The following is a 13724-nucleotide window of genomic DNA, read 5'->3' on the forward strand; positions in this document are numbered from 1 at the left end:
TTTTCCTGTTCTTTTATTTTAAACACTTGTTTACGAAAATCTAAACTATAACTCATACAGCTAAGATAAGACTTTTTATAATGAGTCCGCTATATCTGTCAAATTATCAGAAAGTTAAAAATTAATTCAACTTACAATTTATTATGAAAAAATTAGAGAAAAAAATGTATTTTCGCAGAACCTGAGTTTAAAAATGAGATATTAGCATCTATAATTCCGAATTGTAGATTATTATTGTGTGAATTTCTTTTATTGTGGGGTTATTTATAAAATAAATTGATTTTTTTTAACAAGGGTTTAAATGTTGTATTGTGTTTGCAACAGCATAAAGTCAAAGGATATGAAAAAATCATTTACAAATCTCGCGGCACTTTTAGGTTGCCTGTTTGCGCATGAAATCGATGCCAGACAAAGCTTTAAGATAAATAAATCTGATGATTGGACAATATCAGAAAAAGCATATTCCACATATTCAGATTCATTAGTGAAATCTTTGCATAAAGATGATCTTCTTATTAACAATAATAAAAAGCTATTTGTTCCGGACTGGAAAAAAGCCCCCAACAGTTATATTTTTGATCCCAGCCAAAACAGCAACGGTATTTATATCCCGGTAAAAAAAGCCTATGCAATGTGGGGAGAGGATAAATTACTGGGCGGAAAACCAATTCCTTCCGGTAAAATAACAGCCGATGTTCTTTGGGAAGATGTTCATGGGTTAATAAAATCAGATCCTGCCTACAGGCTCGAAATAATAGATTCCGGTGAAAATGCCAAAATTAAAGTTCCGGTAAATAAATCTAAAAAAGGAAATGCGGTAATTGCTTTCAGGGTAGACGGAGAAATCTACTGGTCGTGGCACGTTTGGGTTACAGATGATCCTTCCAACGGATCTGCCTACAAAAGTTATCCCAATGTGAAAAGACAAAAAGCAGACGGAACCATCGAACCCATTCCCGATGAAGAATGGGGCTGGATGGATAGAAATCTCGGTGCAGTAAGCAGTTCTATAACAGCAAACGACTGGAACAGAAACGGAGGACTGCTGTATCAGTGGGGAAGAAAAGATCCTATTCCGCCATTGGTTTACAGGGGGAATGATTTCTATGAAGTTTCAGGTTCAATAGGAAGGATAAGACATCGCGGCGCAAAAAACTTCACCGGAGCAGCAAATTTTGATAATTTAAGAAAATTTGTCCTGCTGTCTAATGCTACAGTCTCCAATAATCTGAAACTTTCGGTAAAAAATCCTTTAAGTTTAATCTATGTAAATAAAGACGATAACACAGGGATTGCGTACTATAACAACAATGCGAATCTGATGGTGAACTGGTTTGGTAAAATGCCGGGGTTGAATGACAGTCAGCTCCCGGAGCTCAATCTCTGGTCGGATAACTCTCAGGGGAAAGTTACTTCAGGATATAATGCAGAAGCAGCAGCACAGCCTTACCGAAACAAATCTTCCTATGATCCTTGTCCGAACGGATGGCGCGTTCCATCAGCATTAGTTGCCAATCTGGCTTCTCCTACTTATGTTGATGATATTCGGGTAGATTTTTCTCCGTTTGGCGTAAGAACGAATATGTCTAAAAATGTTTTTGAAAGTAATAATTACCATAAAATAAAGCCTACGGATTCGGGAACGCCAAGTTTTATGACCAATTTTAAGCTGTATCCTAATTTCGGTTTTGATCTTTCGAATGCAGGAGGTTTAAATATGGGAATTTTTCCCGGTACAGGAGCCATTGTTCTGAATGCGCATCAGGGACAGTTTACGGATCAGCATCAGACAACGCTGTGGACGGCAACTATGGCGAGACATTTTGATACAACGCCTTCTGTAGGAGCCAGAACATTGTTTTTAATTCCGGACAAAATGCAGCCGGATATTCCAGATTCCGGTTATCCTGATGTGAAGGGGAGATACTGGTATTTTCCGCTTGCCGGAAATTCTACAACGGATGCCGCAGGCTGCAGATGCATAAAAGATCCTCTGTATGTCGTAAACGAATATGATTTCCCTACAGAATATATCGTTCCTGAAACTGAATATCGGGAAGGAATCAATAATCCGAATACGTATCAGGTCGTAAAAAATACTTCAGCTTTTACCGTGGAGATTCCTGTAAGCAAGGCATTTTCTGTACAAAGTCAGCTTCTGAACAATAAAGAGATTTTAAATTCAGTTAATTTTAATAACCTTAAAGCCAATATTCTCTGGACCACCAACACGGGTTTGGTGAACAGTGTCTCCGTTGTTAATCCTTCACCTGCTTCTCTGGGAGCAATTTCTTCCTCTAAAATTGCAGTTACCATTAATCCTAACCAAAGCGGAAATGCGGTCGTTACTTTACATAACGGAAGCATCACAAATCCTGTATACTGGTCATGGCATATCTGGGTAACTGATACGGCAGTAGGTTCTTATAATTATACGACCGAACTGCCTGTAACTTCAGTGACGAACTACGTAAATTATGTTCCGAAAGCAGATAACGTATTTCAGACGGAATTCATGGACAGAAATCTTGGTGCGACCGATGTCTTTCCTGTTGTAGCGAATCCGTTAACGCCAACTGCAGCAGAACTGGCAAAAATTAAAGCTTCCACAGGACTGCATTATCAGTGGGGAAGAAAAGATCCGTTGCCGATCTTCCAGTATGCAGACGACAGAACGTCTCATCCTATTTATCTTGGAAATACCGCAAACGGAGTTTTAACTTACACAACACTTTCAGCGGCTTCCTACAACGATCTCGCCGGAAATTATATTGTACCTTACAACACCTACACCAATTCGGCAAATGCCAATGTTTCGGCTGCTGATAAAATTTCAGATAAAGTTTCAAAAGTATTGTCGTATTCTGTTAAAAATCCATTGATTTACATGATTCCGAGTGCGTTTGCGCCGTATAATTCATCAAATCCTTTGTACACCAACGGAACCGACTGGCTTGCCAATGAGCCGAATCTTGCACCTGAACGATGGGGAAGAGGAGGCAAAAAATCTCCGTTTGATCCTTGTCCGGAAGGATGGAGAGTTCCTGATCTTACCGGAGTCATGATATCAACAGGGCAGGATTTCGGGTTTACGCCTTGGTATAAAAAAGATAAGAATGCAGCCACTTCATACAGCATCATTACAGATTATCTGGGACAGAGAGTGCGAAGAAGTGCTTCCGCGAGTTATACCATCGGATATATGTTTAATGATTCGTCTTACAAAATCGGGAATTATCCGAATTCCGGATCGCGTGGTTTCAGAAGTGTAACGGCAAACCAAACGGCAACAGGAACTTATAATTTCATCAATTATCAGTATCCCGGAGTGTGGACTGCTGCTCTGAATTCAAATTATATCGGAAGACCGGTTAATATTTTATTTGATGCCGCTTCTACCGCCAACCGGATGATTGCTTTTCATGATAACAACGATCCGTATTTCGGGATGAGCTGCCGTTGTGTAAAAATTAAATATGATGCCGAAGGAAATGAAGAAGGGGTAATTCCTAAGCTTCAGATTACTTCTTTACCGGCTTCAAAGCCTTCTGCTCTTTTAAGTAAGAATGATGTTCAGGCAATCAAAGAAGATAAAATTTCATTCTTTCCGAATCCTGTAAAAGAGGAACTGTACATCAAAACACCGGATAACAGAGAAGGGTATTATTATCAGATTTACAATATGTCCGGACAACTGGTAAAATCCGGAAAATTTGAAAACGGGAAAACCAATCTCTCGTCATTGATTACCGGAACCTATTTACTGAGAATCAACGATTCAACAGAAATTGTAAAAATCATTAAGGAATAATTGATATAAATAGCAACCTTAAGAGAAATAAAACCGTAATTAAGTTAAAATCATTATTTTTGAGTCTTAAATAATGAAAACAAACTGAAAGCTGTTTTGTTTCTCTTTTTTTGTTCCAAATTTTTCAAAACACATTATGAGGCTAGAAAAAGTCGTATCGAATTTCAATATTAAAATTGGCATCTATTTTTTAATTGCCGTTACGGCTGTTTATACGCTTGTATTCACCTACTATTACAATCTTAAGGACGACGGATATATTCTTGGAGACTGGCTCATCAATTATCAGGATGGAGGTTTTAAAAGAAGAGGATTGTCCGGAAGCTTTTTCTTTCTTTTGCAGGATCTTACAGGATTGCGGTTAAATTATCTGGTCTATTTCGTACAGTTTTTAATTATTTCCGGATTTTTCTGGCTGTATACCAAACTCATCCGGTATAAAGCCACCGATTTGCTTTATTTTTCACTTTTACTGTCTTCCATTGGTTTTGTGGGGCTTTTAAATACGGTAACCTATGTCGGAAAAAAAGAATTTATCGTTTTCCTTTTATTTACATGGTTTGCCTATTTGCTAGACAACGACAAACTATCGAAGAACAAAGAATATTTTTTCTGTATTGCACTTTTCGTAACGACCTTTCTGCACGAAGTTGTTTTGTTTTACGTCCCGTACTTTGCGATCGCTTTATATCTGAAAACAGGAAAATTTGAATTTAAAAGATATCTCAAGTATTTTCTCTCCGTTGGAATTCCCACGCTTTTAATCTTGGCTTTTGGTAAAAATGTAAACGAAGGAAGATCTCTTCAGATTCTTTGTGAAAGAGGAGTTCATCCTACCTACGGAATTTTTTACTGGAACATCAATGAAAGAGATTACATCAGACAGCACAGCAATGAATATATACTGTATTTTCTGAGTTTAGCATTAAGTATTTTTCATATAGGGTATTATTTAAAATTTCTAAATGACCGAAAGGTTTTATCTATATTGTTAATCGGAGCCTTTTTGTTTTCATTTCCCCTGTTTTATCTTGCCATTGATTGGGGAAGATGGATGTATATTCATATGATGCTCATAATTGTCCTCTTTGCTTTGCTGTTAAGGAAAGAACGCAGCATTTACGCATTCGAACCCATTGTGATCAGCCGTAAATTTTACATCACGCTTTTCATTATTATTTTCTCATTATTATATAGAGTAGAGATGTCCGGAAGGGGCTTTACTTTCGAAGGAATTATCTACAGAGTCTTCGTTGCGCCGCTTGAATTATTAAATAAAATGTAATTCAAAAAAACTATCTAATAAAAAAACTTTACTTTTGCAAAAATTTCTGGAATGTCGAAAAATTTAGTAATCGTTGAGTCACCGGCAAAAGCAAAAACTATTCAAAAGTATTTAGGTAAGGATTTCGAGGTAAAATCAAGCTTCGGACACATCCGGGATTTGCCTAAAAAAGGAATGGGGATTGATCTGTCGACCTTCAGTCCGGATTACGAAGTTTCTGCCGACAAAAAGAAATTGGTAACCGAACTTAAAGCTGCCGTAAAAAAAGCCGAAATGGTTTGGCTGGCTTCCGATGAAGACCGTGAAGGAGAAGCTATCGCATGGCATTTGGCAGAAGAACTGAAACTGAAGCCCGAAAACAGAAAAAGAATTGTTTTCCATGAGATTACTAAAAATGCTATTCTGAAATCTATTGAAAATCCCAGAGATATTGATCAGAATCTCGTAAACGCTCAACAGGCAAGAAGAGTTCTCGACAGGATCGTAGGTTTTGAAATGTCTCCGGTTCTCTGGAAAAAAGTAAAACCGGGATTATCTGCGGGAAGAGTACAGTCCGTTGCCGTAAGATTAATTGTAGAAAGAGAAAAAGAAATCCGTGAGTTTGTACCAAAAGCAAGTTTTAAATTAGACGGAATTTTCTTAAATAAAACAAAGCAGGAAATTTCTGCGAAGCTTAAAAAGGATTTTGATAAAGAAGAAGAGGCTGAAAAATTCCTTGAACAGGCAAAAACTACCGAGTTTAAAGTTTTAAATGTTGAAACAAAACCCGGAACACGTTCAGCTTCGGCACCTTTTACCACTTCTACACTGCAACAGGAAGCTTCTTCAAGACTAGGATATAATGTAACCAACACCATGCGTCTTGCACAGAGACTATACGAAGAAGGATACATTACCTATATGAGAACCGACTCGGTAAACCTTTCTCAGGAAGCGATTGAAGGCGCAAAAAAACAAATTGTCTCAGAATACGGAGCGGAATATTCTGCACCGAGAAACTATACTACAAAGTCCGCTTCTGCACAGGAAGCTCACGAAGCGATCCGTCCTACAGATTTTGCTGTGAAAACAATTGGAGATGCCCAGTTGAACAGATTATACCAATTAATCTACAGAAGAACACTCGCTTCTCAGATGGCAAATGCTAAAATTGAGAAAACAGTGATTGAAATCGGGAACGCAAAACTTCCGCAGCATTTCGAAGCACAGGGCGAAGTCATTATTTTCGACGGTTTCCTGAAAGCTTACGGAATTGTAAAAGCTGAGGAGGATGACGAAGAAAACAACGAAAAATTGCTTCCGAAAGTAACCGTAGGAGAAACTTTAGACTATAAAAAGATAACCGCAACCGAAAAATTCACAAGACCGAGCGCAAGATATACCGAAGCCGGTCTGGTAAAAAAACTGGAAGAATTGGGAATCGGTCGTCCATCGACGTATGCACCGACCATTCAGACCATCCAGAACCGTGAATATGTGGATAAAAGAGAAATTGAACCGCAGACAAGAGAAGTGGTGAAAATTTCTTTGGCAAATGATACCATTAAAAAAGAAGTCCTTGACGAAAAATTCGGAGGGGATAAAAATAAATTCGTTCCAACGGACACGGGTGAAGTGGTAAGTAATTTCTTGACGGATAACTTTAAAGAAATCTTAGATTACGGCTTTACGGCAAGAGTAGAAGAAAGTTTCGACGAAATTGCAAACGGTGACCAGAAATGGAAAGAGATGATGACGGATTTCTACTCAAAATTCCATCCGAGAATTGAAGATGTGGAAGAAAATGCAGACCGTGCAACCGGAGACCGACTTCTGGGAGTAGATCCGAAAACAGGGAAAAATGTTCACGCAAGAATCGGAAGATTCGGGGCAATGATCCAGATCGGGGAAACAGACGATGAAGAAAAGCCGGTTTTCGCTTCGTTAATGGCGGGACAGAATATTGCAACCATTACTTTTGAAGAAGCACTGGAACTGTTCAAACTTCCATTTGATTTAAATGAAGTGGACGGACAGCCGGTTTCTGTGGGAGTCGGAAGATTCGGTCCTTATGTGAAGTGGGGCGAAACGTTCATCAGCATTCCGAAAGGAGAAGATCCGCTTTCCGTAGATCAGAAACGTGCAGAAGAGATCATCAACGAAAAGAAAATCGCAGATGCGCCGATTGCAACCTACAAAGGGGAACCGGTAACGAAAGGAAGCGGAAGATTCGGACCTTTCATCAAGTACAAAGATATTTTCGTAAACGTTCCGAAGCGATACGATTTTGAAAACCTTTCTCAAAGCGACATCAATGAATTAATTGATGCCAAACTCGAAAAAGAAGCGAACCGATACATCCAGCAATGGGAAAAAGAAAAGATCTCCATCGAAAACGGAAGATGGGGACCTTTCATCAAATTTGGGAAAGCGATGTTCAAGATTCCGAGAAAGGCAGATGATACCAAATATGAAGGAGAAGAGTTAAAAGAAATTTCTCTTGATGAGGTTAAAAAATGGATTACCGATCAGGATCCGAAAGCTTTTGCAGAGAAAAAGAAACCTGCGGCAAAGAAAGCAACAACCGCAAAGAAAACAACCACTACCAAAAAGGCAACTACAACAAAGAAGCCTGCCTCAAAAAAGTAGATAGATTGTAAAAAATAGAAAAGCACAGATTTGGTCTGTGCTTTTTGCTTTCATATGAATTCATTTTCAAATTAAAACAATAATTCTTTCTCTTTTAATCGGATGCAGGTTTATTTATCAAATGATTTCATAAATTTGATAAAACAAGTACATAAAAAAACACAAAGTATGTATCAGCAGATTATAAATTATTTTGAACGCGTTGCCGCTTTAAATGAAACCGAAAAAGATCTTCTTAAAGACCTGTTTGTCCATAAAAGCTATAAAAGAAAAGAATTGCTGCTGCGTGAAGGAGAAATATGCAGCAAGTTCTGTTTTATTTTAAAAGGCTGTATGCGGATGTATATGGTGGATGAAAAAGGAACCACTCATATTCTTCAGTTCGCTGCTGAGAACTGGATTATTGTTGATGCATTGAGCTTCAGAGAGCGCACTGCTTCAAACCTCAGTATTGATACACTGGAAGCTTCCGAAGTTCTGTACATTACTCCGGAAAACTTAAAGTTGTTATATGAAAAAGCTCCGATATTCAATTATATTATCCGTGAGCTGCTGGAAAAACATTTAACGACCATCCAAAGAAGGCTTCTGCAATACATGAGTTCTACCGGCGAGGAAAGATATCTGGCTTTCCAGAAAACTTATGCGCAGTTTGCCAACAGACTTCCTCAAACCCAGATTGCGGCTTATTTAGGCATCACTCCGGAGCATTTAAGTAAAATACGCAAAGATATTACCAAGCCCAGACATTTTATTTCTTAAGATACATTAAGGGTACGAGACACTGCACCGTTCTACATTTGCATTATCAATTAAATAAATGAAAATGCAGAATATCGTAATTGTCTCAGGACACCCCAACTTAGAAACATCTCATGCGAATAAAGCCGTTTTAGAAAATATTTTAAAACTCTTTTCGGATGCGGAAATCAGCCGGTTAGACCTTCTTTATCCCGATTTTCATATCGATGTAAAATCCGAGCAGGAAAAACTGGTTAATGCGGATCTCATTATCTGGCAGTTTCCGCTTCACTGGTATTCTTTTCCGGCTCTGATGAAAAAGTATATTGATGATGTATATACTTTTGGTTTTGCACATGGTGCAGGCGGAGATCAGCTGAAAGGCAAAAAACTGATCCTTTCATTTACGACAGGTGCTTCCGAAGATCTGTATGATTATGGTAAAGCGATGAATTATCCGGTTGATGATTTTCTGCCTCCGCTTATCCAGACCGCCAAACTTTGCCGGATGGAAATTCAGGAGCCTGTTTATTCTACAGGAATGCAGTATATCCCCGGTGTTTACCCGATCGAAACTTTAGAAATGGTAAAAGCGAAAGCAAAAGACCATGCCAACAGATTGGCTACCGTAGTGAGTGAGGGGTTACTGATTAAGAAAGACTAAAAAACAGATTTCATTCATAGAAATTACATTGATATAACAAACTGAAAAATAAATTCAAACAAAACAAAAAGATGGATACATTATTAAAACCTGTTCTTTGCGTTGTTACAAGCAACGATGTAAAAGGATCTACAGGTATTCCGACAGGATTTTGGTTAAGCGAATTAACGCACGTTTTAGACCAGCTTGAAAAAACAGGTTTACAGTATGAGCTGGCTTCTGTAAAAGGCGGAGAACCTCCCATTGATAAAGACAGCCTGGATATGTCTGATGCTGTAAATGAGCATTATTTTAACGATGAAAAATTTCAGCAGAAATTAAAGAATACCATTAAGATTGATGATGCAGATGCTTCCAGATATTCCGCAATATTTTTTGCAGGCGGTCATGGTACCATGTGGGATTTTGCAGACAGCGAAGGCATACAGAGGGTTACGAAAGAAATTTATGAGAACGGAGGCGTTGTTTCTGCGGTTTGCCACGGTCCTGCAGCATTAGTGAATGTTACATTAAGCGACGATACTTATCTGGTAGACGGTAAAAAATTAGCTGCTTTTACCAATGACGAAGAAGCGGAAGTTCAGGCTACGAATATTGTTCCTTTTCTTCTGGAAACCGCTTTGGCAGATCATGGAGCATTGCACCATGCGGCATCCAACTGGGCAAAAAATGTAATCGCAGACGGACGTCTTATTACAGGACAAAATCCGGCTTCTGCGGGAGGGGTAGGAGAAGAGCTGGCAAAACAGCTTACGAATAGCAACAAATAAAATTCAACAATGAAAAATTTACCAAAAATAGCATTGGGAACATGGTCTTGGGGAGCAGGTTTTGCCGGAAGCGATCAGGTTTTCGGAAACCACTTAACCACCGGTGAGTTAAAACCTGTTTTTGATGCAGCCGTGAAATCCGGACTGAACTTGTGGGACACTGCACTGGTTTACGGGATGGGATCTTCCGAAAAAGTGGTGGGCGAATTTATAAAGGATTATCCGCGTGAAGATCTGTTTATATCTACCAAGTTTACCCCTCAGTTTGCAAAAGAATCGGCGAATCCTGTGGAAGAAATGCTTCATCAGAGCTTTGAAAACTTAGGGACAGAGTATGTTGATTTTTATTGGATTCACAATCCCGTAGGAGCGCCCAAATGGGTTTCCGGTCTTATTCCTTTGCTGAAAAGCGGAAAGGTGAAAAATGTAGGGGTTTCCAATCATAATCTGGAGCAAATACAACAGGCGAATGATATTCTGGCAAAAGAAGGCTTTAAAATTTCTGCCGTTCAGAATCATTACAGTTTATTGTACCGTTCTTCGGAAGATGCCGGAATTTTAGATTACTGCAACCGCAACGATATCACGTTTTTCGCGTACATGGTTCTTGAACAGGGAGCTTTGTCAGGAAAATACAATACGCAGAATCCTTTGCCTGAAGGAAGCGGAAGAGGCAATACCTACAATAAGATACTTCCTCAGTTGGAAGAGTTGACGAATGCAATGCGTACCATCGGAGAGCGTAAAAATGCTTCAGTTGCACAAATTGCTGTCGCGTGGGCGATCGCGAAAAGAACTCTGCCCATTATCGGAGTTACTAAAATCGATCAGGTAGAGGAAATGGTAAAGGCGTCCGTTATAGAATTGTCTCAGGATGAAATGGATACCCTCGAAACACTCGCCGCAAAAGCAGGTGTAGATACCAAAGGTTCGTGGGAAGAATCTATGGTGTAGTATTTTGCTTACCCTGTAAAATATAAACGTATTTCTTAAGATAGATTAAGGGTAAGAAGCCGATACGCAGCCTAAATTTGCAGTATTAAAACAGTTGATAACAATTTAAAATGATAAAAAAATGAAAACAGTAATCGCAAACGTAATTAACGATTTAGCTAAAATTCCAAATCTGGACGAATTAATGCCTAAAGAAATGGCAAGAGCAACAGAACTGGTAGAACAGGGAACATTAAAACATTTGTTTATAAAAGATGATCATATGGGAGCCGTATTGGTTTTAGCAAATGTAAATGCAGAAGAAGCCAAAAAAGTAATGGAGTCTTTCCCGATGTTTCCTCACTTTCAGGAAATTATCTATACAGAAACAGAACAATCTTTTTAAGCCTTACGCAATAGAAAGCCAGTAGTATTGCTGACTTTCTATTTTTACTAAAACGAGGTTTTTGTTCTGAACGTTTCTGCAGGCAAACCATTCATTTAAAATAGGATAAGCACAAAGATCAAAAATCAAATACAGAAAAAATGAATCTTAAGATCACAATAAACAGCAAAGTATTTAAGGTTAATCTAAAGGATAGCGCCACTGCTAAAGCCTTTAAGGAATTGTTGCCTCTTACGCTTGATATGAAAGAGCTTAACAGCAATGAAAAGTATGCGGAATTATCTGAATCCTTGCCTGTTAACGCGTCAATTCCCGGGAAGATTCAGAATGGAGATCTCATGCTTTATGGAAGCAATGTTGTAGTGTTGTTTTATAAAACGTTCTCCACTTCTTACGCCTATACCAAAATTGGAAATGTAGATCATGCAGATGATTTGGCAGACGCTTTAGGCTCAGACAATGTACTAGTAAAATTTGAATCAGACTCACCATATGAAACCGTTTATAATGAAAAATAGAGTCAAAATATTTATCATGACCTTATTCGCTTTAGGAATTTCCTTCAGCCAGGCTCAGCAGTCAAAAACTAAAAAATTAAACACAATGGAACAGGCAGACCAATATACTTTCCGGTTGCACGAAAATGTATTACGCAAAAAAGTAAGCTTCAAAAACCGTTACGGAATTACCCTTGTGGGAGATCTGTATACTCCAAAAAATACAGACAGCAAAGCGCTTCCTGCATTGGTGGTAAGCGGACCTTTCGGAGCCGTGAAAGAACAGTCATCAGGATTATATGCGAACGAACTGGCTTCCCGCGGTTTTATCACCTTAGCTTTTGATAATTCTTTCACAGGAGAAAGCGGAGGTGAAGTCCGTAATGTCGCTTCCCCCGATATTTTTACTGAAGATTTTTCTGCGGGAGTAGATTATTTAGGATTGTTGCCGAATGTAGACCGTGAAAAAATTGGGGTTATGGCAATCTGCGGATTAAGCGGAATGGCGTTAACTGCTGCGACAAGCGACAGCCGGATAAAGGCTGTAGCAACGGCTTCCATGTACGATATGTCCCGAAGCATTTCAAAGGGATATGCCGATTCTTATACTGATGAACAGCGTCACAAAATTATCGATTATCTGAGTGAGCAACGCTGGACAGACGCAAAAAACGGTAAATATGATGTGGCTTTGCATGAAATTCCGTTTGATGATAAAGGAAACTTAATCATTATAAAAAGCGGATTGCCAGATCAGCTTCCTCCCGATTCCAATCCTGTTTTAGCGGCATTTTACGATTATTATAAAACGCCGAGAGGATTTCATCCGAGATCCATTAATTCTACAACAGCATGGACGGCCACAACACCAGTTGCCTTCTTCAATTTTCCTATGGCAGCCAATATAAAAATGATTTCACCGCGTCCGATTTTGTTGATTGCAGGAGAAAAAGCACATTCCCGTTACTATTCTGAAGATGTCTATACATCGGCTTCCGAACCAAAGGAATTATATATTGTTCCCAATGCTAATCATGTTGATTTGTATGATAAGATGGATAAAATTCCATTTGATAAAATTGAGGCTTTCTTCAAGATGAATTTAAAATAGAGCTAAAGAAAGTCTACCGAAAAAATAGCAAGGGAATCCGCCTCAGTTCTGAGGCGGATTCATCTGTTTAGAAACCATATTCGGAAGAAGTCCGGCGTTCCGTAGGAACGCTATCTTGTTATAATTTTTTTCAGAAGAAAATTTATGATGATATTTTTATTATTCCTCATTGAAATAGATTTTAAATAAAAGATGTTCCGAGATTTCCGCGTCGGCAGATATGAATTCAATTATAATAAATCCTTCTGATGGTGGGTTGGTGTTAATTTATATTTCAAAGTATATCTAAGTAGCATCATTGAGTATAGATGAGTATATTTCCTTAAGGTTTCCTTTGTGCATTTTCTTTTTATTTGCAAAAAAATGCAATGAAAAAATTAATATTTTACTTCCGATTTCTCATAAACGGACTTACGGGAACAAATTCCGATGATATTTCTGATAATTTTTTTACGATAACCGGATTCGGCAAGGCTGTATTGTCTATCAATACATCTCTACTGTGTAAGGAATATCCTCTCTAAAAAAAATCGTGGTTCATCGAAATGAAAATAGTATCAAATTTTAAAGAAATCCATATAGGCTCATATGTTAAAATGAGAGTGGATGAATTGGATATAGATTTAGTACGGATATGCAATTTTCTGAAATGCTCAGAAGCTGAGGTTGCAGAGATGTATAGAAAAGAAAGCATAGATTGCAATGTACTTTTAAAATGGAGCAAATTACTGAATTACGATTTTTTCAGATTGTATTCCCAGCACATTATATTGTATGCTCCACCTGTTAAAGCATCCGATTCCACAAAGATATCGTCTCTTCCGAAATTCAGGAAAAACATATACACTAAGAATCTTATAGAATACATTTTGGAACTT

At 38.3% G+C, this 13724-nt stretch carries 11 protein-coding genes; 10 read left to right on the forward strand and 1 reads right to left on the reverse strand.

What is annotated here, in order from left to right; translation table 11 throughout:
- Positions 1-340: 340 nt before the first annotated feature.
- From BW951_RS21445 to BW951_RS21490, 10 genes are all read left to right on the forward strand, one after another.
- A complete protein-coding gene (locus tag BW951_RS21445; RefSeq protein ID WP_175608857.1) occupies positions 341-3811 on the forward strand; it encodes a T9SS type A sorting domain-containing protein in 3471 nt (1156 codons plus the stop codon).
- Between the two features lie 136 nt (positions 3812-3947).
- On the forward strand, positions 3948-5096 hold the full coding sequence (locus BW951_RS21450; protein ID WP_076396611.1) for a hypothetical protein: 1149 nt from the start codon (positions 3948-3950) through the stop codon (positions 5094-5096).
- Between the two features lie 51 nt (positions 5097-5147).
- Positions 5148-7724, forward strand: coding sequence for a type I DNA topoisomerase (gene topA / locus BW951_RS21455; protein WP_076396613.1), 2577 nt, complete (start codon positions 5148-5150; stop codon positions 7722-7724).
- 168 nt (positions 7725-7892) lie between these two features.
- Positions 7893-8486: a Crp/Fnr family transcriptional regulator gene (locus BW951_RS21460; protein ID WP_076396653.1), complete on the forward strand. Its 594-nt coding sequence runs from the start codon at positions 7893-7895 to the stop codon at positions 8484-8486.
- A 64-nt stretch (positions 8487-8550) separates the two neighbouring features.
- A complete protein-coding gene (locus BW951_RS21465; RefSeq protein WP_076396655.1) occupies positions 8551-9129 on the forward strand; it encodes an NAD(P)H-dependent oxidoreductase in 579 nt (192 codons plus the stop codon).
- Between the two features lie 71 nt (positions 9130-9200).
- Positions 9201-9899 carry a type 1 glutamine amidotransferase domain-containing protein gene (locus BW951_RS21470; RefSeq protein ID WP_076396615.1) on the forward strand — a complete coding sequence of 233 codons (699 nt, stop codon included), beginning with the start codon at positions 9201-9203 and terminating at the stop codon, positions 9897-9899.
- A gap of 9 nt (positions 9900-9908) precedes the next feature.
- Complete coding sequence (locus BW951_RS21475) at positions 9909-10853, forward strand: aldo/keto reductase (RefSeq protein WP_076396617.1); 945 nt, start codon at positions 9909-9911, stop codon at positions 10851-10853.
- A 121-nt stretch (positions 10854-10974) separates the two neighbouring features.
- Entirely contained in the window at positions 10975-11238 is a 264-nt protein-coding gene (locus BW951_RS21480) for a muconolactone Delta-isomerase family protein (RefSeq protein WP_076396619.1), read from the forward strand.
- A 140-nt stretch (positions 11239-11378) separates the two neighbouring features.
- Complete coding sequence (locus BW951_RS21485) at positions 11379-11756, forward strand: cyclophilin-like fold protein (RefSeq protein ID WP_076396621.1); 378 nt, start codon at positions 11379-11381, stop codon at positions 11754-11756.
- Complete coding sequence (locus tag BW951_RS21490) at positions 11746-12846, forward strand: alpha/beta hydrolase (protein WP_139326234.1); 1101 nt, start codon at positions 11746-11748, stop codon at positions 12844-12846. The genes BW951_RS21485 and BW951_RS21490 overlap by 11 nt, the downstream gene beginning before the upstream one ends.
- Positions 12847-13579: 733 nt before the next feature.
- Here the strand turns inward: BW951_RS21490 and BW951_RS23195 are convergent.
- Positions 13580-13714 carry a hypothetical protein gene (locus BW951_RS23195; RefSeq protein ID WP_336711091.1) on the reverse strand — a complete coding sequence of 45 codons (135 nt, stop codon included), beginning with the start codon at positions 13712-13714 and terminating at the stop codon, positions 13580-13582.
- Positions 13715-13724: the final 10 nt, after the last annotated feature.

The sequence above is a fragment of the Chryseobacterium gambrini genome (assembly GCF_900156825.1).
GTDB classification, from domain to species: Bacteria; Bacteroidota; Bacteroidia; order Flavobacteriales; family Weeksellaceae; genus Chryseobacterium; species Chryseobacterium gambrini.